The organism is Arthrobacter sp. Y3223065 (genome assembly GCF_059090885.1).
This window is the reverse complement of record NZ_JBNHGC010000006.1, coordinates 1-19,519: the sequence shown is the minus strand read 5'-3', so window position 1 is coordinate 19,519 and position 19,519 is coordinate 1. Positions and strand designations below refer to the sequence as shown.

The 19,519-nt window shown below is 69.1% G+C and carries 18 protein-coding genes; 6 read left to right on the top strand and 12 right to left on the bottom strand.

The window, feature by feature from the left end:
- Positions 1-259 precede the first annotated feature (259 nt).
- Positions 260-1,048, bottom strand: coding sequence for a hypothetical protein (locus AC5RUK_RS15075; protein ID WP_494108091.1), 789 nt, complete (start codon positions 1,046-1,048; stop codon positions 260-262).
- A gap of 56 nt (positions 1,049-1,104) precedes the next feature.
- Between AC5RUK_RS15075 and AC5RUK_RS15070 the strand changes: the two genes are divergently transcribed.
- Positions 1,105-1,611: a prepilin peptidase gene (locus tag AC5RUK_RS15070; RefSeq protein ID WP_494108090.1), complete on the top strand. Its 507-nt coding sequence runs from the start codon at positions 1,105-1,107 to the stop codon at positions 1,609-1,611.
- A 120-nt stretch (positions 1,612-1,731) separates the two neighbouring features.
- Here AC5RUK_RS15070 and AC5RUK_RS15065 read toward each other — a convergent pair whose 3' ends face one another.
- The 5 genes from AC5RUK_RS15065 to AC5RUK_RS15045 all read right to left on the bottom strand — a co-directional run bounded on the left by AC5RUK_RS15065 (position 1,732) and on the right by AC5RUK_RS15045 (position 6,431).
- Positions 1,732-1,962 (bottom strand): hypothetical protein, encoded by a 231-nt coding sequence (locus tag AC5RUK_RS15065; protein ID WP_494108089.1) that lies wholly within the window; start codon positions 1,960-1,962, stop codon positions 1,732-1,734.
- A 43-nt stretch (positions 1,963-2,005) separates the two neighbouring features.
- Positions 2,006-3,316, bottom strand: a complete 1,311-nt coding sequence (locus AC5RUK_RS15060; RefSeq protein ID WP_493987930.1) for a S8 family serine peptidase — start codon at positions 3,314-3,316, stop codon at positions 2,006-2,008.
- 292 nt (positions 3,317-3,608) lie between these two features.
- Positions 3,609-5,036, bottom strand: coding sequence for a class II fumarate hydratase (locus AC5RUK_RS15055; protein WP_493987931.1), 1,428 nt, complete (start codon positions 5,034-5,036; stop codon positions 3,609-3,611).
- A gap of 125 nt (positions 5,037-5,161) precedes the next feature.
- The gene (locus AC5RUK_RS15050) at positions 5,162-5,776 is read right to left on the bottom strand and encodes a carbonic anhydrase (protein ID WP_493987932.1); all 615 of its coding nucleotides are present in this window, start codon (positions 5,774-5,776) and stop codon (positions 5,162-5,164) included.
- A gap of 61 nt (positions 5,777-5,837) precedes the next feature.
- Positions 5,838-6,431, bottom strand: a complete 594-nt coding sequence (locus AC5RUK_RS15045; RefSeq protein WP_494108087.1) for a DUF4245 domain-containing protein — start codon at positions 6,429-6,431, stop codon at positions 5,838-5,840.
- A 243-nt stretch (positions 6,432-6,674) separates the two neighbouring features.
- Here AC5RUK_RS15045 and glpX point away from each other — a divergent pair, with 243 nt between their 5' ends.
- Entirely contained in the window at positions 6,675-7,664 is a 990-nt protein-coding gene (glpX, locus tag AC5RUK_RS15040) for a class II fructose-bisphosphatase (protein ID WP_493988242.1), read from the top strand.
- Positions 7,665-7,749: 85 nt separating this feature from the next.
- Here glpX and AC5RUK_RS15035 read toward each other — a convergent pair whose 3' ends face one another.
- From AC5RUK_RS15035 to AC5RUK_RS15015, 5 genes are all read right to left on the bottom strand, one after another.
- Complete coding sequence (locus AC5RUK_RS15035; RefSeq protein WP_494152675.1) at positions 7,750-8,787, bottom strand: lipid II:glycine glycyltransferase FemX; 1,038 nt, start codon at positions 8,785-8,787, stop codon at positions 7,750-7,752.
- Entirely contained in the window at positions 8,784-10,061 is a 1,278-nt protein-coding gene (manA, locus tag AC5RUK_RS15030) for a mannose-6-phosphate isomerase, class I (RefSeq protein WP_494152674.1), read from the bottom strand. The genes AC5RUK_RS15035 and manA overlap by 4 nt, the downstream gene beginning before the upstream one ends.
- A gap of 234 nt (positions 10,062-10,295) precedes the next feature.
- Positions 10,296-11,885 carry an LCP family protein gene (locus AC5RUK_RS15025; protein ID WP_494152673.1) on the bottom strand — a complete coding sequence of 530 codons (1,590 nt, stop codon included), beginning with the start codon at positions 11,883-11,885 and terminating at the stop codon, positions 10,296-10,298.
- A 52-nt stretch (positions 11,886-11,937) separates the two neighbouring features.
- The gene (purE, locus tag AC5RUK_RS15020) at positions 11,938-12,465 is read right to left on the bottom strand and encodes a 5-(carboxyamino)imidazole ribonucleotide mutase (RefSeq protein ID WP_493987937.1); all 528 of its coding nucleotides are present in this window, start codon (positions 12,463-12,465) and stop codon (positions 11,938-11,940) included.
- Positions 12,462-13,634: a 5-(carboxyamino)imidazole ribonucleotide synthase gene (locus tag AC5RUK_RS15015; protein WP_494152672.1), complete on the bottom strand. Its 1,173-nt coding sequence runs from the start codon at positions 13,632-13,634 to the stop codon at positions 12,462-12,464. Before AC5RUK_RS15015 ends, purE begins: the two co-directional genes overlap by 4 nt.
- 148 nt (positions 13,635-13,782) lie before the next feature.
- Between AC5RUK_RS15015 and AC5RUK_RS15010 the strand changes: the two genes are divergently transcribed.
- Positions 13,783-14,358, top strand: coding sequence for a GtrA family protein (locus AC5RUK_RS15010; RefSeq protein WP_493987939.1), 576 nt, complete (start codon positions 13,783-13,785; stop codon positions 14,356-14,358).
- 25 nt (positions 14,359-14,383) lie between these two features.
- Here AC5RUK_RS15010 and AC5RUK_RS15005 read toward each other — a convergent pair whose 3' ends face one another.
- Positions 14,384-15,079 carry a TIGR03089 family protein gene (locus AC5RUK_RS15005; RefSeq protein ID WP_494152671.1) on the bottom strand — a complete coding sequence of 232 codons (696 nt, stop codon included), beginning with the start codon at positions 15,077-15,079 and terminating at the stop codon, positions 14,384-14,386.
- Positions 15,080-15,351: 272 nt separating this feature from the next.
- On the opposite strand from AC5RUK_RS15005, the gene AC5RUK_RS15000 reads away from it, so the two are divergent.
- From AC5RUK_RS15000 to AC5RUK_RS14990, 3 genes are all read left to right on the top strand, one after another.
- Entirely contained in the window at positions 15,352-15,900 is a 549-nt protein-coding gene (locus AC5RUK_RS15000; RefSeq protein WP_494152670.1) for a WhiB family transcriptional regulator, read from the top strand.
- Complete coding sequence (locus AC5RUK_RS14995; RefSeq protein ID WP_494152669.1) at positions 15,786-19,313, top strand: glycosyltransferase; 3,528 nt, start codon at positions 15,786-15,788, stop codon at positions 19,311-19,313. The genes AC5RUK_RS15000 and AC5RUK_RS14995 overlap by 115 nt, the downstream gene beginning before the upstream one ends.
- Positions 19,310-19,519 (top strand): hypothetical protein (locus AC5RUK_RS14990; RefSeq protein ID WP_494152668.1); only part of this gene is annotated, 210 nt, incomplete at its 3' end. The genes AC5RUK_RS14995 and AC5RUK_RS14990, both read left to right, overlap by 4 nt.

The following is a 19,519-nucleotide window of genomic DNA, read 5'->3' as shown; positions in this document are numbered from 1 at the left end:
GCCTACGTGACGGCCGGACAGCCTCGCGTGGGGGAGCCAGCACCCCTAATTTGAGGGGGTGCCGGGACAGCACCGGGTTTTTCCAAGGAGGAATGGAGACTCTGGACTCGTGATCCCGAGGTCTCCGGCTCAGCGAGGCAGGCCGGCCGGGCGCACGCCGCCGGGCCCTGGCGTCACCCCTCAACGCCAGGGCCCGGTCGCGCGTCCCGCCCCGGCCGGACGGCCGGACCTGTCGGCGCCGGTGCGCGGCGCCGGCCCCTCAGGCGGGGTGCGGGCGTAGGGGCCAGGGAATGTGCTCCCGCACATCGGTGAGGTTCATGCTGACCTCCAGGAATAGGTCGTCGAGCATGTATTCGTCCACCCCGAGGATGGTCAAAGAGTGGCCGCCGCCCTGCTGAGGCCCGTCCATTGCTACCGCGGAGACACAAACCCCGGTCCGCCAGTCGACCCGCACCTCGGTGCGGCCCTCGGGAAGAAGCGGATGGCCGGCGTCGTACGGCGCGTACGTTTGGTTGGGCGAGACGACGGCCTCCAGCGCCCGACGGCCCTGGTGCTCGACCTCGCGCAGTTCATGGATCTCCACAGGGTTGGCGAAGGGCGCCTCATAGGCCACCGGCGCGCTGCCGGCCAGCTCAACCGGATCCAGCATGGCGGACCAGCGCCCGTTGCCGAAGACCGGCTCTCCGTAGGCGGCCTCGGGCCGGCGGCGCACCAAGTGGATGTCGTTGAACACCGGCGTGACCAGATGCGGCGGCAACAGCCACGACTTGCGTGTCGCGCTGACGTAGAAACCGTCCCGGGAGTCGTTGATGCCGGTGGTACTGTACAGCAGCCGGCCGTCGGCCGACTCGACCCGCAGCGCGCCGGGGCGCCGGGTCCACGCACGCAGCATGCCGCCGGAAGCGTCCGGCTCCGGTGCATCGGCCTGGACGGCGCGGAGCTCGAACCGCAGCGATTCCCACTTCCAGGGAGAAGAGCGGCAGAGGCACCTGAAGATCTCCGCGTTGCCGGCGGCGTCGCCGGTTTTGAGCACGCTCCCGCCGTTCATATCCACAGTGTAGCCGTCGGCTCCCGGGGATCAGGCGGGTGCAGTAGGTTGGGTCCATGGTCGAGCAACTGGCGCTGCTGTGGCCCGGCCGCGCATTCGCGTTCTGGATGCTCTTGGCCGCCGGCGGCTATCTGCTCGTGATCGGAGCCCGGTTGAGCTGGATCGACCTGCGCACGCACCGACTGCCGAACCGCATCATTTTTCCGGCCTACGCGGTGTCCGGGGTGCTGCTGATTGCCGCCTCCCTGGGAGGCTACGATGCCGGCATGTTCTGGCGGGTGCCGGCTGGCGGCGCACTGCTCTGGGTCTTCTATTTCGCCGTCCGGTTCATTTATCCAGCCGGCATGGGGTTCGGCGACGTGAAACTGGCCGGAGTGCTGGGGATGTACCTGGGTTACCTGGGGTTTGAACAGGTGCTGTTGGGGACGTTCGCGGCGTTCCTGCTGGGCGGGGCGTACAGTGTGCTGCTGGTGGTCCTGCGGCGCGGATCGCTGCGCAGCGACATTCCGTTCGGGCCGTTCATGATTGCCGGTGCGTGGGTGACGCTGTTGCTGCCGACGTAGCCCGGGGGAGCAGCCTGCCGCCGGGCGTGGTGCGCGGGGTCTTGGAAGAAGCAGGCGTCGTTGCCGAGGCCGAGCACCTGGCCGAGGTCCACGCGGGCGGTCCGATGGAGTTCGCTGAGCCTACTGGATGTCGGAGTCGGGAGGCGGTAGGACGAACCGCCGGTCTTCGTCCACGGACTCCACGCCCTCGATTCCGGCAACAGCCGCACGCTGTCCCTCCGGGAGTGAACCGGTAATCATGCCCAAGGTGGACAACACGTTCTCCACCTGCATGCCGCCGGCTGCCAACTGCTCGGCGATCCGCCCGGTATCGGAGAGGTAGTCGTGGCGCACCGTCACGGTGATCTGCATACCCCCATGATAGGTCCGCGGCCCCCTCCCGGGGGAAGGCCGGTCACTGCGGGGAAAGCACCAGCCCTGCCCCGACATCGACGGAGGGCACGGGCAACCGCTCCGCCTCCTGGACCAGGGTGGCCCACAGTTCCAGGCCACGCCGGCCGGTAGCCTCTGCCCACAGGGCCGCCACGCCGGCGGCGTGGGGTGTTGCCATGCTGGTCCCGCTGATGGTGTTGTACCGCTTCGGCATCGGCCAGGACGAATACACCTGGAATCCGGGGCCGGCGCAGTCCACCTGCCCGCCGCGCAGCGGAAGGCTTCGGGCGGAAAAGAACGCGACCTCCAGGGCCTGGTCCAGCGCGGCTACCCCCATGATGAACGGGCTGTTCGCCGGGGCACCGACGAACCCGAACTCGCCCTTCCGGCGGTCGGCGTTGTTTCCCGCGGCGGCGATGATCAGGGAACCCTGTTCCAGCGCCCGGCTCCCGGCCGCCGTGTAGGGCGGGTGGATTTGCGCCACGTCGGCCCCCAACGACATGGAGATGACGGCACAACCGTTGCCCACGGCCCAGTCGATCCCGGCGAGGATGCCGGCGTCGGTCCCGGAACCTGCGTTGCTGAGCACCTTCCCGGCGAAGATTTCCGCTTCGTGGGCCACACCGTAGCGCGGACCGTTGCCGGGGGCCTTGGGGCCGCACGCGGTCCCGATGCAGTGCGTGCCGTGGCCGTGTCCGTCGTGGGGCGGCTCGCCGGCAATGAAGGAGGCGCTGGTGATGCTGCGTCCGGCGAAATCGGGATGCGCTTCATCGAAGCCCGTGTCCAGCACGGCGACGCGCACGCCTTGCCCGGAATAGGGCGACGAGACGGCCCTGGTGGCCTGCTGCCCCCACGTGAAATTGTTGTTGTCGGCGAAACCCGCCGGCGCGGGACCCGCTTCGCGGCGTTCGTGCCGGCCCGCGGCGAGCCGGCCGGACAGGTCGGTCACGCCGTCGCGGTAGCCGGCAGCATAGTCCTCGACCGGGCCCAGCACATCGTGGATGAGTTCCGGCGAGACCGAGAGGACACGGTGCCGGGCGGCGGAACTGACTTGGAGCGAACTGATCTGGTCCGGGCCGGCAGCGACGACGGCGATGCCCAGGTTTGCGAAGACCGTTGCCTCGGCGCCGGAGGCCGAGTCCGGATCCACTCCCCGGGTGCCGAAATCGCGGCTGTCCGCGACATTCGACAGACCGGCGGCGTCGGCCAGGATCCCGGCACATTCATCGGCCGGGCCGTAGAAGACGACGATATAGCGTCCGGTGGTCTTCGGATGCCCGGGCAGGGAATAGTCGGCTGTCGCCAGGGACGGGGGCTGCGAATCGCCAATCACGGAGACCTCCTGGACACTCTTCCGCATAGGTCCCCGATGGGCCGGGCGGCGGCCCGGGAGGGGCCGTTCACCCGCCGTCCGCGGGGACGTGTGCGCATCATCCTAGCCCCGGGGGCCGACGGTTCAACCTGTAGGCAATCGTTTCAGCCCGTCGGGGGCAAAAATAGCGGGCGGGCCCGGTCCTGCCGCAGGTCCCGCGCCGGTGCACCGGGCCGGCGGCGGGCCTGCCGCGCACCGAAGGGCGCCCCTGCTGAAGCAAGAGCGCCCTTCTAAATCCGCGGGGACCGGTCTGCTATTTGGCCTGCGGCGGAACGGTCATGGAGAGCACATCCAGCGCAGAATCCAGCTGCTCTTCCGTCAGTTCGCCGCGCTCCAGGAAGCCAAGGGCGACGACGGACTCGCGCACGGTCAGGCCTTCCTGGACCGAGTGCTTGGCAATCTTGGCGGCGTTTTCGTAGCCGATGTACTTGTTCAGCGGAGTCACGATCGAGGGGGAGGCCTCGGCCAGGAAGCGGGCACGCTCCACGTTGGCGGTCAGCCCGTCGATCATCTTGTCCGCCATCACGCGCGAGGTGTTGGCCAGCAGGCGGATGGACTCAAGCAGGTTGGCGGCCATCACCGGAATGCCGACGTTCAGCTCAAAGGCGCCGTTGGTGGAGGACAAGGCGATGGTGGTGTCGTTGCCGACGACCTGGGCGGCCACCATGATCGCTGCCTCGCAGATCACCGGGTTGACCTTGCCGGGCATGATCGAGGAGCCCGGCTGCAGGTCGGGGATGGCGATCTCGCCCAGGCCGGTGTTCGGGCCCGAACCCATCCAGCGCAGGTCGTTGTTGATCTTCATGAACGCGTAGGCAATGTTGCGCAGCTGCCCGGAGGCTTCGATCAGGCCGTCGCGATTGGCCTGGGCCTCGAAGTGGTTGCGGGCCTCCGTCAGCGGCAAGCCGGTGTCGGCGGCCAGCAGCTCGATGACGCGCTGCGGGAACCCGGCCGGGGTGTTGATGCCGGTGCCGACGGCGGTGCCGCCCAGCGGAACCTCGGCCACGCGCGGCAGCGATGCCTCGATGCGTTCGATGCCGTAGCGCACCTGCGCGGCGTAGCCGCCGAACTCCTGTCCGAGGGTGACCGGCGTCGCGTCCATCAGGTGGGTGCGGCCGGACTTCACCACATCCTTGAACTCCTCGGCCTTGCGCTCCAGCGAAGCGGCCAGGTAGTCCAGCGCGGGGATCAGCTCGTTGATCAGGGCCGAGGTGGCGGCCACGTGCACCGACGTCGGGAAGACGTCATTGGAGGACTGCGAGGCGTTGACGTGGTCGTTCGGGTGGACCGTCTTGTCGCTGCCGGCGGCCTTCAGCGCGCGGGTGGCCAGCTCCGCCAGGACCTCGTTGGTGTTCATGTTCGACGAGGTGCCGGAACCGGTCTGGAAAACGTCGATCGGGAAGTCGCCGTCGTACTTGCCCGTGGCTACTTCGTCGGCTGCCGCGGCGATGGCCTTGGCCAGCTCGCCGTCCAGCACGCCCAGTTCGGCGTTGGCGGTGGCGGCAGCCTTCTTGATCCGGGCCAGGGCCTCGATGTGGGCGCGCTCCAGCGTCTTGCCGGAGATCGGGAAGTTCTCGACGGCGCGCTGGGTCTGCGCACGGTAGAGGGCGTTGACCGGAACGCGGACCTCGCCCATGGTGTCGTGTTCGATGCGGTATTCAGCAGAATCAGCAGAAGTCATGGCTCCAAGCTTATGCCCGCCGCGCACCGGTTCCGAATTGTGTTGCGGCCCGGCGGCGGCCCACCCGACGGTGCGGCGACGGCGCCTGCAGCCACCGGGCAGGACCTGTCCTGCCCGGTGCGCGGCTAGAGCGCTCCGTGCCCTGCAACGAGCTCGGCGCGGCCGTCCGCCAGCCGGTAGGCGACGCCGACGACGGCCGTGCGGCCGGCCTCGACCGCCTCCGAGATGGCCCGCGAACTGTCCAGCAGGCGTTCGGAGGATTGCCGCACGTTTTCGATCACCATGTCGTTGAGGTCGTCGAGGCCGGCACGCCGGGCTGCCAACACCGACGGCGTGATCCGCTCCACGAGGTCGCGCAGGCCGCCGCGCGGCATTTCGCCGGTGTCTATCGTGTTCTTTGCCGCCGTCACGGCGCCGCAGCTGTCGTGGCCCAGGATGACAATCAGAGGAACGTTGAGCACATCCACGCCGTACTCGAGCGAACCGATCACTGCGTCACCGAGGACATGGCCGGCGGTGCGGACCACGAAGGCATCGCCCAGTCCCAGGTCGAAAATGATTTCGGCAGCCAGCCGCGAGTCGGAACAGCCGAAGATGATGGCGAACGGATGCTGTTCGTTGACCAGTGAACTGCGCCGGGCGGCGTCCTGGTTCGGGTGGACGGACGTGCCTGCCACGAAGCGGGCGTTGCCGTCGATGAGTTTTTGCCAGGCCTGGGCGGGAGTCAGTGAGGTGGGCACGAAGCAACCTTACTGCTTCGCGGGGCCCGTCCCGCGCACCCGTAACCGTGTCGGGGCGGGGTTACTTGCTGTCCAGTTCTTCGACGACGGCGGTGGCCAGGACGTCGAATTCGTCCAGCTCCGCCGTGCCGGTGAGAATGACGGTGAAGCCGCCGTGCTCCAGCACGAGGCTGCGCTCGCCCGCGCCGGCGTCGCGCAGTTCCCAGGTGGCACCCGCGTCGCGGTCGCCGGTGACCGGCGCGTTGCCGGTCGCCTGGCCTATCCAGGTGGGGTTGGCCTTGTCGGTCTGGATGAGCCCGATGTACTGCTCGCCGGGGGTGATGTAGCCGACTTCCCAGGCTGCCACCTGGGCGGTGCCCCCGGTATTCCACCGGGCGTAGTTGGACGTCCAGCCCGCCGGGAGGTCAACGGCGAGCGGCAGGTAACCCGCCGTGGATTCGGCCTGCAGGGCCACCCCGGGCACGTCAATATTACGTTCGTAGACTCCGGGCTTGCTGCCCGGATTCAAAAACATCACCGGAAGCAGCACGGCCAGGGAGAGCCCCACGGCCATCAGCATGCCGACCACCGGCGCCTTCGCACGGTTGGCCTGCTTCGCCGTCAACACCGGCTTGACAGGCAACTCGGACGATTCTTCGGGACGCGCTTCACTCACTGTTCCATGATCTCAGATCCCCGCCGTTGTGCGCACACGCCCCCGCACGAGCGGGCGGGCGGAGCGGCCCGCACGCTGGCTCCCGGCGTGCTGACGACTATGATCGAAAGCAATGGAAGTGTCCGCACCGCGGACGCATCCGTCACGGCACCGCAGCCGGTGCTGTCTGAAGAGCTACTCGAAGATGAGGTCGAAGTGTCCCAAGAAGCCCAGGCTGACCCCTTTTCCAACTTCCCGCCGTCGATGCGTGTCGGCGACAACGAGCCGGACCGAAACCTGGCGCTGGAACTGGTGCGCGTCACCGAAGCCGCGGCGATCGCCGGCGGCCACTGGGTCGGCTACGGGGACAAGAACGCCGCCGACGGCGCGGCTGTGGACGCCATGCGCGCGTTCCTGTCCACCGTCAGCTTCAACGGTGTGGTCGTGATCGGCGAGGGCGAAAAGGACGAGGCCCCGATGCTGTTCAACGGCGAAAAGGTCGGCGACGGCACCGGCGCCGAGTGCGACGTCGCCGTGGATCCGATCGACGGCACCCGGCTGACGGCGCTGGGCATCAACAACGCGCTCTCCGTCCTGGCCGTCTCCGAGCGCGGCACCATGTTCGACCCCTCGGCCGTGTTCTACATGGAGAAGCTGGTCACCGGCCCCGAAGCCGCGGACCTGGTGGACCTGCGGCTGCCCATCAAGCAGAACCTGCACCTGATCGCGAAGGCCAAGAACAAGAAGATCAACCAGATCAACGTGATGATCCTGGACCGCGACCGGCACAAGCCGTACGTCGAGGAGATCCGCGCCGCCGGCGCGCGCACCAAGTTCATCATGGACGGCGACGTTGCCGGCGGTATCGCGGCCGCCCGCGAAGGCACCGACGTCGACGTTCTGATGGGCATCGGCGGCACCCCGGAGGGCATCGTGACGGCCTGTGCCATCAAGTCCCTGGGCGGCGTGATCCAGGGCCGGCTCTGGCCCACCACCGACGAGGAAAAGCAGAAGGCCATCGACGCCGGCCACGACCTGGACCGGGTGCTGACCACCGATGACCTGGTCACCAGCGACAACTGCTTCTTCGTGGCCACAGGAATCACTGACGGCGACCTGCTGCGCGGTGTCCGCTACAAGAACCACAAGGTCCTGACCCAGTCGATCGTGATGCGCTCCAAGTCCGGCACGATCCGCTTCGTCGAGGGCGAGCACCAGGAATACAAGTGGGACCGCTTCGAGCGGAAGCTCTAGCCACCCGCAAGGACAGGAAAACCCCGCACCGGCCTGCGCCGGCGCGGGGTTTTCGTCTCTTGGTTCCCGACCGACCCGTGGGCGGTCAGCGGCGGAGCTTGCCGCGCAGTTTCCGCAAGGCCGGCACGACGGCGGTGCGCGCCTTGCCGGCCGCCGGCAGCACCGCCGAGCGGACCTTGTGCACGGCGGGGGTGACAGCCTCGCGGGCCGTGCGCGAGAGCAGGTAAGCCCGGTACATGAGCTGGTTGACGGGCAGGTCCCAGCTGCCCGGATAGCTGACCTCGTAGCCGCCGAAGGAACGCTTGAACCGGGAGAAACCGGCCCACGGGTGGTCGTGCTCGTCCTCGGGACTGACGCCCCACATGTCGAAGTGGCGGATGCCGGCGGCGCGGGCGTCCATCATCATGGTCACCACCAGCGGAATCCCGGCGTTGAGCTTGCGGTGGGCGTCGTCCGCGGCGGCGTGCGCATACACCCGTGTGGTCTCCGTGTCGTAGGACAGCGCGGCCGCGATGGGCTGCCCGTCCAACCGGGCGATGAAAAGTTTGGCCGCGCCGGCCGGCACCAGGGTCCGGGCGGCGTGCCGCAGGTAGTCGTCGGACTGGGCCTTGAAATCCGCGCGCTCGGAGACGTCGTGCAGGAAACCCAGCAGGATGCCGATGTCGTCCGGGTCGGCGGAGACATCGAACGTGACGCCCTTCTTGTGGATATTGCGGTACAGGTTACGGCTGGTGCTGCGCATGCCGGCCAGCAGGTCCTCTTCCGGCTGGTCCAGGTCCAGCATCCAGGTCAGTTTCGGCTGGACGTCCACCGGTGCCTTGACCAGGCCCAGCGACTGCAGCGCCGACTGCGGCCGCTGGCCGAGGTCCGTGCCGACCGGTTCGATCCGCACGTAGTGGGCGCGCTGTTCCGCCGCCAGGGAGCGCAGGGCGGCCAGCGCGCGGATCAGGGCGGCGTTGTCGTCCGCCGCCGGGCCGTACGGAACGTACAGGAACCGGCCCAACGGCGTCTTTTCCGCGATGGCCAGGAAGGCCCAACCGTCACCGCTGCGTTCGAAAACCTGTTTGCCCAGGCTGCGTTGAAAGTCGGCCCACGGCGCGGACTGCAGGATCGAAGCGGTCAAAGTGTTGCTCCCGTTCGTTGTTGGTCGAATTCATGCGTGCTGCCCGAGGCGGTCACCGCGAACAACACGGCACCCGTTCCGGTGTCTCCGGCCGGATGAACGTTCACCGGTTGTTCGATGTCCGGGATGAACGCAGCTTCGCCGCGGCCAAGGGTCAGGTCGGACTTCGGGGAGTCCAGCAGGACGCTCCCGGACACCGCCAGCACGATCGCGGGACCGTGCTGGGCCAGCGGCACCGGGCTGCCGCCGTCGGCCAGTTCGATGCGCTGGAGCTGGAACTCGGCAAAGGGCGGGCAGTAGAGTTCCTGGCCGGCATCCGTCACGGTCCGTTGCACCAGGGGCGGGGCAATCGGGCGGAAGTCGGTGATCTTCACCAGTTCGGGCACGTTGATGTACTTCGGAGTGAGGCCGCCGCGCAGCACGTTGTCCGAGGTCGCCATGACCTCCACCCCGACACCCTGCAGGTAGGCGTGGATGTTTCCGGCCGGCAGGCACAGGGCCTGGCCGGGGGAGAGGACCACCAGGTTCAGCAGCAGCGAGATCAACGCGCCGGGATCGCCGGGATAGAGTTCTCCCAGGCGGGCGACTGCTGCGTATTCGCTGCCCAGGCTGCCGGCCGGCGCGGCCGCCAGGATGCGGGCCGTGTCCGCGGCGAGCCGGGCGGAGCGCTCTCCGCCGTCGAGCAGCGCCACGAAGGCACCGCGCAGGGCCGTTTCCTCGTCGCCGCCGTCCAGCAGTTCCAGCACCTCGTCCAACAGGTCCAGGGCCGCGCCGGCGTCTGCCAGCCGTGGTCTCAGCCCGGCCAGCAGCCGCGCCGCATCGCGCGGGGGACGGAAGCCGCACAGCGCCTGGAAGTCGCTGAGCGCGAAGATCATCTCCGGCTTGTGGTTGTCGTCCCGGTAGCTGCGCTGCGGGTCGTTGAAGGAGATGCCGGCGGCGTTCTCCGCGGCAAACCCCAGGCGCGCCTGCTCAAGCGTGGGATGGACCTGAAGCGACAACGCGGAATCGGCGGCCAGGACCTTGGTCAGGAACGGCAGCGTGGCACCGAACATGCCCAGGACCGTCTCGCCCAGGGCGGCGCCGGGATTCTCCTTGATGAACTCGTCGAGCGGCCGTTCACCGCCGACCAGCTGCACCATTGACGGGGAGTCGGGGTGCGCGCCGATCCAGAGTTCGGCTTCCGGCCCGCCGGACGGTTCCCGCCCGAACAGCTCGGCAATCGCCGTCGTCGAACCCCAGGCATAGGGACGCAGTACATTCGTCAACCGATACATGTGAAGCCTCTTCCTCGTCCTTGTTCCAACGATCCTCTCAGACCCCGCGCCGAAGCAGCATGCCGCCCGTCCGCACCGGACCGGGCGGACGCCGCCGGACCAGCGCAACATCGGGTCGGAGCAAAGCGTCCGGGCGCGGCCAACCGGACCCGGCAGCGGCGCGGCGCCCGGGCGCTTGAGCCGCGGGACCGGGTTCGGCAGCACCCGCGGGACCCGGGTCCGGCAGCACCGGGATCAGGGGACCGAGCACTTGCCGTTGTTGGCCACCAGGGCACCGAGCGTAGCCGTATCGCCAATCTCGGCCAGCTGCTGGAGGTACTCCGCGGTGATCTGTGGCTCCGCCGGCGCCTCCGGGGCGTCGGCTGGTTCCGGTGCCGACTCGTCCGCCGGGCCGGCCCCGCCCTCGCCGGTGCCGGTTTCTCCGCCGCCGGCACCCGGGCCGCCGGTGCCGCCGTCGTCGTCCTTGGGATCTTTCTGCCCAGTCTGCTCTTCCTGGGTGAACATCTCCTGAACACGGGGATGGATCACGGAGAAGTCCGGGTAGGTGACGAAGTTCTCCGCCGCGGTGCCGAAGTCCGGCGGTCCGATGGTCAGGCGCTTCACCTTCTGGTCTTTGGCCTTCAGCGCCAGCGAGACGAAGCTGCCCAGCTGGGAACTGGGAATGTCCGTTTCGACGACCTGTTCGCCGGCTTCGGCCAGTTGCTGGAAGCGGGTCAGCACCGTTGCCGGGTCCAGCTGCTTGACCATCGCGGACATCACGCACTGCTGGCGCTGGACGCGGTCATAGTCGGTGGCGAATTCGCGGGAGCGGGCGTACCAGAGGGCGTGGTAGCCGTCGAGCTCCTGGACGCCCGGGGCGATCCAGCCCTTCGGCGGGTAGTGCTGGTTGGTGCCGGGGATGGTCCTGTTGGAGATAGGCACCCAGCCGCCGCCGTTCACCGTGATGCCGCCCATCGCGTCCACCAGGGCTTCGAAGCCGTCCATGTCCACGAGGGCATACGCCTGGATCTCGATGCCCAGGATCCCGCTCACGGCGTCCTTCATGGCTTCCGCGCCCGGGTTCTTGGCCTCCGGGTAACGGTCGGCGTGGTTTTGCTCCACGTCGACGTAGAGGGCGTTGATGATGCACTCGTCACCGCAGCTGAAGCCTTCCGGATAGACCTCGCGCATCGGCGAGTCTGCCGGGAACGGGGCGTTTTGGAAGTTGCGCGGGATGCCGAACATGACGGTCTGGCCGGTCTTCGCGTCGACGCTGACCACCTGGATGCTGTCCGGGCGCAGCCCGACCCGTCCGGCACCGGCGTCGCCGCCCATCAGCAGGAAATTGTAGCGGCCGTCCACCGGGTCGAAGGCGGGCCGGGTTTCGAAGATGGTGCTGAAGGCGTTGCGGCTCACGTTGAGCAGGTAGGCGGCGTAGCCCAGGCTGCCGCTGGTGAGCACCATGAGGGCAACCAGCGTCACCGCCACGGCCGGCTTGGCTCCCGGGGCCAGCAGGTTTGGCCTGATGATGCGCAGGGTGTTCAAAAACAGGAAGGCCCAGAACAGCGCCAGCGCCGCCAGCACCACAATCAGCGCCAGCGAACCCCACCGGTCGGTGGCCAGGTTCACCAGCAGCGGCCAGTTGACCAGGGCCATGACGGCCGCGGCCAGGATGGCGGCCCAGGCCAGCAGCGTCACCGCCAGGGCGCGACGGCCCAGCCTTCGGTCCCCGGCCACGATTTGGGCGCTGCCCGGGACGAGCAGGGTCAGCAGCAGCAGGACGAAGGCGCGCTTCGTGCGCACCGGTGCCGGAGCGTGCTGCGGGTAGCGGACCGGATCGGTCACCCCGCGCGCCGAAGACCCCGACGTCCGCCTGGGCGGCTGGGGACCCACGTTGCTAGGCCCCGCCGGAGCCGGCTACGCGTCCACGCAGCGCGGCTCCCTTGTCGTAGGCGGCCTGGCGCAGGCCGGAAGCGAAGTCCAGCAGGGCCGGCTGCAGCCGTGCGGCCAATTCGTCACCGCCGGCTGCCAGCATCCGCACGGCCAGCAGCCCGGCATTGCGGGCTCCGCCGATGGACACGGTGGCCACCGGTACGCCGGCGGGCATCTGCACGATGGAGAGCAGGGAGTCCATGCCGTCCAGGTACTTCAGGGGCACCGGCACCCCGATCACCGGCAGCGGGGTCACGGAGGCGAGCATGCCGGGCAGATGCGCGGCACCGCCGGCGCCGGCGATTATGATCCGCAGTCCCCGGGAGTGCGCGTCGCGGCCGTAGCTGATCATGTCTTCGGGCATGCGGTGCGCGGAGACGACGTCGGCCTCGTAGGGGACGCCGAATTCCTCCAGCGCCTGTGCGGCGGCTTCCATGACGGGCCAGTCGGAATCCGACCCCATCACGACCCCGACTACCGGCTTGTTGCTCATGGTTTGCCTTCCTGGGGGTCCACGCCGTCACGGACAATCGCCGCCACACGGTTTGCGCGCCGCCGCAGTTCCTCGACCTGGGACGCATCGCGGCCCACCACATTGACATGGCCGATCTTCCGGCCGGGACGGACCGACTTGCCGTAGCCGTGCAGCTTGACGGACGGCTCGGCCGCCAGCGCGCGCGGGTAGGCCGAGAACAGATCCGTATTTGCGCCGCCCAGGTAGTTCTTCATGACGACGACGCCGCCGAGCAGGGACGTATCGCCCAGCGGCAGATCCAGGACCGCCCGCAGGTGCTGCTCGAACTGGCTGGTGACCGACCCGTCCTGGGTCCAATGGCCCGTGTTGTGCGGACGCATGGCCAGTTCGTTGATCACGAAGCCTGCTCCGCGTCCCGGAGTGGCGAACAACTCGGCGGCCATCACGCCGGTCACGCCCAGCTCGTCGGCCAGCCGAAGCGCCGCCTGCCGGGCAGCCTCGGCGACGTCCTCCGGCAGCTCCTGCGCCGGCGCGATCACTTCGTCACAGACGCCGTTTACCTGGATGGTGTGCACCACCGGCCAGGCCCGCGCTTCGCCGGAGGGAGTCCTGGCTACCAGCGCCGAGAGCTCCCGGCTGAACTCGACTTTTTCTTCCACCAGCAGCGCGCCGCCGGTGAACCAGTCGGCCGCGTCGACGGCTGCGGCCGCATCGGCGATGATCCGCACCCCCTTGCCGTCGTAGCCTCCCCGCGGCGTTTTCAGCACCACCGGCCAGCCGATCCTGTCGCCGAAGGCCACCAGCTCGTCGACTCCGGAGACGGACGCCCATGCCGGGTTTGGCAGCCCCAGCCTGTCCACCACCGTGCGCATGACCAGCTTGTCCTGCGCATGGATCAGCGCATCCGGCTGCGGCTGCACGTTGACGCCTTCCGCAATCAAGGCCTGCAGATGTTCGGCGGGGACGTGCTCATGGTCGAAGGTCATCACGTCCAGGCCCTGCGCGAATTCGCGCAGCGCCTGCAGGTCGCGGTAGTCGCCCACCGGTGCGGTGGCCACCGCCGGGACCGCAGAAACATCGGCGGCCTCGGCCAGAACACGCAGTTCAAAGCCGAGCTCTACCGCACACGGTGCCATCATTCGGGCAAGCTGGCCGCCGCCCACTACGCCGATCACTGGAAAACTCACCTAGTCAGGGTACCGAACAGGCCCCGGACGAGCGGCATTGCGCTTCCCGCGGCGGGGACGTCCTAGGTAACGCGCAGACTGGAGCAATACAATAGTGCGTCGGCCGGCACTGCTCCGGCATCCGAGCGAAAGGGATCCACCTTCGATCATGAATCGAACTATTTCCGAGCGCCTGCGCGCCATCGTTTCCCTTTTTTGGCGGGAAGTGGCGAAGTTCGGCACGGTCGGCGGGATCGCCTTCATCGTGGACAACGGCGTGTACTGGTGGCTGATCAACGGGCCCATGGACGACAGCGTGGTGAAGGCGCGGTTCGTCTCCGCCTCCGTGGCGACCCTGTTTTCCTGGGTAGCCAACCGCTATTGGACGTTCCGTCATCGCCGCCAGGCGAACGTGCTGCGCGAACTCGTGCTGTTCATCGTCATCAACGTGATCGGCATGGTGGTCTCCGCCGGCTGCGTGTGGATAGCCCGCTACCCGCTGGAGGTGACGGACCGGACCATGCTGCTGTTCGCGGGGATCGTCGGCACGGTCCTGGCCACCGTCATGCGCTTCTTCGCCTACCGGTTCCTGGTGTTCAACGTTGAGCTGGACGCCGAGCCGGAGTTCGCTGCCGACCGCAAGATCTTCGAACGCCACCACGAGGAGCAGGCCGCCCCCCAGCCTGCCGCGGACGCTGCACCGGAGGTCGACGGCCCCCAATCGTCGGGCACGGCGCGCGGCTAGGCACGGCCGGGGCCGGAACGTCGGTTCACAGTTGCTCGGTGACCCGCTCGCTGTCCAACAACCGTTGGGTTATCCCTACCTCCGGGTGCACCAGCACGACCGTGCCGCCGCCCTGCCACGTCGCCAAGGCTTCGCGGAGCACCTCCGGCCAGGGGGTTTGCGCCGGCACCAGCAGGGTCCTGCCGGCTGCCGGCCGGCCAAGCAGCTCGGCGAAGGTGAGGGATCCGCCGTCGTACTCCAGGGCCAAGCCGTTTGCCGCCAAGGAATCGATCCCCAGGTAGTCGTCCGCGTAGGACCGGACTTCCGCAGCGTAATCCAAGACGCCGTCGGGCAATTCCCCGGGCCAGCGCAACTGGAGCGCCCCCAGGGCGACCACGACCTGATGCGCGCCGCCCTCCTGCACCAGGAGGGCGGGATCGGCCGCCACGACCACATCCGCGGTCCGGGCGCCCTCGTCCAGCCGGACCGCGGCACCGGCCCGCCACGCGGCCAGCGCCCAGACCAACGACCGCCAGTGCGGCTCCATCCGAAGACCCACGCTCGTTCCCTCGGCGGCGTCCAGCTCCTCGGCCAGCAGGTTCGCCGTCTTGGCCACCCAGTTGTCCAGCACGCGGCCGGACAGCTCGACGCGTTCTTCCTCCGGCCCGTACCAGACCAGGCAGGGGGAGGAGTCCGGGCGCAGCCGGGCAAGCAGGTCGGTGATCGTGGCGGAGGTGCTCACGGTGCTCCTTAGGGTCGGGTTCCGGGCCCGGCCGGATGCGGGCTGACGCCGGCACGGGTAGATTGTGACGTACATCACGGAGACAAGCCCTCGCGTGGCGTACGCGGATTTCGCTGCCGGGTCTCTAAGATTCCCGCCGGCGCTTGACTTGAACGTATTACACCCATGTAATTAGTTATTAAACGTGTAACAGCATGCTTGTGTCCGGCGCTGAGATCCAGCGCTGGACACGAATCTAGCACCACGCTGGTACAGGAACTCCGGGAGGGCTGATGGGGCAGGCAGAACGTAGTGCGCACCGGCGGGAGCTTGAAGCGCAGGCTTCGGCATCGCACGGATCGCGCGGCGTACCGGCAGATTGGTATGTGGATCCGGCCGATCCGGCGGCGGCAGAGCGCTTCCGCGAAACCAGCCAAGAGACACTCGAGGACGCGGCCACCGCCTTCCTCGCGGCGCACGAAGCGTTGGCGGAGGGACCCGGTGCCGAGGTGCTGGAGCTGGCTGCTCCTCGCCTGCTCCGGGAACCGACCGAGGCCGATCAGACACCGAAACCGCTGTGGATCGGGCTGCCGGGCTTCGGCGCCGGCTATGAGGACGAGGGTGAACTCGGCTGGCAGGCCGATGCCCTGTGCGCCCAGACGGACCCGGAAGCGTTCTTCCCGGAGAAGGGCGGCTCAACCCGCGACGCGAAGAAGGTCTGCGGCGCGTGCACGGTGCGCTCGCAGTGCCTGGAGTATGCGCTGGCCAACGACGAGCGTTTCGGCATTTGGGGAGGGCTGTCGGAGCGCGAGCGCCGCCGGCTACGGAAAAGAGCACTCTAATTCAGCAGCAAGTTCGCGTCACCGCCGTTGTGGTAGCCCATAACGGCGCTTCCTACCTGCCCCAAACCCTGGCCGCCCTGGCACGGCAGACGAGACCGGCCGATGTCCACATCGGGGTCGATACCGGGTCGTCCGATGAGTCTGCTGACCTGCTGCGCGCGCAGCTGCCCGCCGGAAGCCCGGTGGCCGCGGCTTCCACCCGCGCCGGCTTCGGCGCCGCGGTGCGGGTGGGGCTGGCCGAGCTGCCCAAGCACGCCGTTGACGACAATCCGGTCCAGGAATGGCTGTGGCTGCTGCACGACGATTCCGCGCCGGACCCCGATGCGCTCGAGGAACTGCTGCTTGCCGTGGAAACGGCACCGTCGGTGACTATCGCCGGCTGCAAGCAGGTGGACTGGGACAACCCGCGCCGGCTGGTCGACGTGGGCCTGACCGTGAGCCGCTGGGCCGAGCGGTTGACCATGATCGACGTCGATGAGATGGACCAGGGCCAGTACAACGGCCGGAGCGACTTCTTCGCAGTCAATTCCGCCGGCATGCTGGTGCGCCGGGACGTCTTCGACGAGCTGGGTGGGTTTGATCCAGCCCTGCCCGGTACCGGTGATGACGTGGATTTGTGCTGGCGGAACCGGCTGGCCGGCCACCGCGTGGTGGTTGTGCCTACCGCGAGGGTTCGCCATGCCACCCGCGCCGGCGGCCACGGCACCGCACGGGAAGCCCGTAAGGCGCAGATCCACCTGCGGCTAAAGCATGCGGCGTGGTGGCAAGTTCCGTTCCTGTGGATCGGAGCCCTGCTCGGCGGGGTGTACAGCTTCCTGGCCTCGGTGGTGGCCAAGGACCCGATGCACGGCCTGCGGCAACTCGGTGCCACCCTGGCCGCCTTGTTCCGTCCCGCGGGCTTCTTTGCGTCTCGGCGGCAGGCGGCCAAGACCCGCAGGACCTCGCGGGGGATAGTGCGCCCGCTGATGGTCCCGCGGCGCGAGGTCTGGGCCTATCGGCGCTCACTCGCCGAGGCGCTGCGGCCCGAGCTCGCCGTCGGCGTAGTGGGCGACGGCTCCGGTTCGGACGCCGGCGGCAGCGACCAGCCCACCGGCGGATCCGACGACTTTGCCTCCCTCGCCGCGCCCGCCCGGACCTGGGTCGGTACGGGCCTGGTGGCCGCCGCCGTCGTGCTGGCCCTCGTGTCCACGGTGGGCATGTTTGACTTCTTCGGGGCACCGGCGCTGGTGGGCGGCGGACTGTTGCCGGTCTCGGCCACCGTGGCGGAAATCTGGCACAACGCGTCCAGCTGGTGGGTTTCGCTTGGTTCCGGCGTTCCCGGGCACGGGGACCCCTTCGGTTACGTCCTGGCCGTCCTGGCCGTGCTGGGTTTGGGGAATGGCTCTGCCGCCGTCCTGACGCTGGTGCTGCTGGCCATGCCGTTGGCCGCCGCCGGCGCATGGTTCGCCGCCGGGGCCCTCACGCAGCGGCGCGGCCTGCGCTTCTGGGCCGCGATGTTCTGGGCGAGCGTTCCGGCGTTCCAGGTCGCGTTGGGCACGGGCCGGCTGGGCGCACTGATGGCCCACCTGCTGATCCCGTGGGCCGTTCTCGGCCTGCTGCGCGCCACCGGTTCCGCCGTTCAACGCGCCGACGCCAACCGGCCGCTGCTGCCGCACGAAGCCGTGCACAAGCCCGGCATTAACGGCAACCCCTCGTGGACCGCCGCGGCAGCGGCCGGGCTCTGCCTGGCCGGCATCACGGCGTCGGCACCGGCGCTGCTGCCCGTGGTTGTCGTCTTTATTGCCGTCCTGATGCTGGCCTTGCGCCGCCGGGCCAAAACCGTCTGGTGGGCGCTCATCCCGCCGCTGGCACTCGCCCTGCCGATGTTCGCCGCCGGGCTGGACGAGCCGCGCGCGCTTTTGGGCGATCCCGGCCTGCCGCTGGCCTTCCACGCCGCCCCGCTGTGGCAGCAGCTGATGGGCTTCCCGCTCGCCTTCAACCCCGCCGACGGGCTGGCCGGAGCCGGCTTGCTGGAGGAACTGGCCCAGGGGCCGTGGGCGCTCCTCTACGCGCTCATCGTCGCCGTGCCGATGCTGGCGCTGGCCGTGGCCGGGGCGGTCATGGGCAGGGGGGCCGGCCGCGCACGGCTGCTCTGGCTCGGCGCGTTCCTGACCCTCGCGGCCTCCTTTGGATCGTCGATGCTGGCCACCGCCGTCGCACCGGGAGCCGTGGTCACTCCGTTCACCGGTCCCTTTGTCTCGCTCACCCTGTTCCTGCTCCTGGGCGCGGCACTCATCGCCGGGGACCGACTGCGGCACGACCTGGCCGCTTCGGGGCGCCCGGCGTCGGGCCTGCGGCGCACCGTGGCGGTGGCCGCCGCCGTCCTCATGGCCTTGGGCCCGGTGGCGAGCCTGGCACACTGGCTGGTGCCCCAGTTCACCGGCTACACACCGTCCAGCGAGACGCGGACGCTGACGGATTTCGGCACGCACATGGCGGTGGCGCCCGGGGCCGACCGGACGCTGCCGGCCACCTCTGCTGACAGCGGGACCGGGCCGGAGCAGGCACGTGCGCTCGTGTTGACGGCGGGAACCGGCGGTGCGGTGACGGCGGCCGTGATGCACGGCAGCGGCACCACCCTGGACCAGCTGTCGGCGATCTATTCGGCGCGTGCCCTGGCCGGTCCGCTGACCGAAGCCGAGGTCCGCTCCGACGACGACGCCGACGCCGAACTGCGGAACACGGTCGCTGTCATCGTGGCGGGCACCGGCGTGGATCCGCGGCCCTCCCTGGTGCGGCTCGGCGTGGACTTCGTGGTGCTGCAGGAATCCGACACGGCAGCCGAACTGCTGGCCGGCCGCATCGACGCCGTGCCGGGACTGACCTCGGTGGGACGCACCGACTCCGGTTGGCTCTGGCGGGTCGTCGGAACGACCGGCAAAGACGGCACCGCGGCGGGCCAACTGACCGCCCGGGTACGCCTGGTCGATGCCAACGGCGACTTGCTGCAAACGGTGCCGTCCGGCTGGACCGCGGCGGGTGGCGAGATTCCCGCCGGCGAGCCCGGGCGACGGCTGATCCTGGCCGAGCGGACCGACCCGGGCTGGACGGCTACCTTGAACGGCCAGCGGCTGGAATCGTCGCAGGACGGCTGGGCCCAGGCGTTTGAAGTGCCGGCAGCAGCGGGTACCGTGAAGATCGGCTATTCAAGCCCCTGGTCGCCGTGGATCGGAATTCTCCAGGTGCTCGCCATCGGTCTGACCGTCCTGCTCGCCATACCGATCCCGGCGCGCCGGCGGTTCGTGCCGCGCAGGGTCGACCACATCAAGACCACGGGGGCGGATGCCAGCACCGCTGAACTGCGCAGGGCAGCATTCGAGGACCCGGCCGACGGCGCCGCAGTTGCCTTGGCCGGAAAAGGACAGCAACGATGACCGAGACGGGTGGCCGCGGCGAGGAGCCGCGGGCGACAGACGCAGACACCGGTGCAACCGCCGCTGCCGGATCCGCACAGGACGGCGGCCAGCCGCACCGGGAAGGCGTGGCCGAGCCGGATCAGCCGGTTGACCGCAAGGCCGAGCCGGATCAGCCGGTTGACCGCAAGGCCGAGCCGGATCAGCCGGTTGACCGCAAGGCCGAG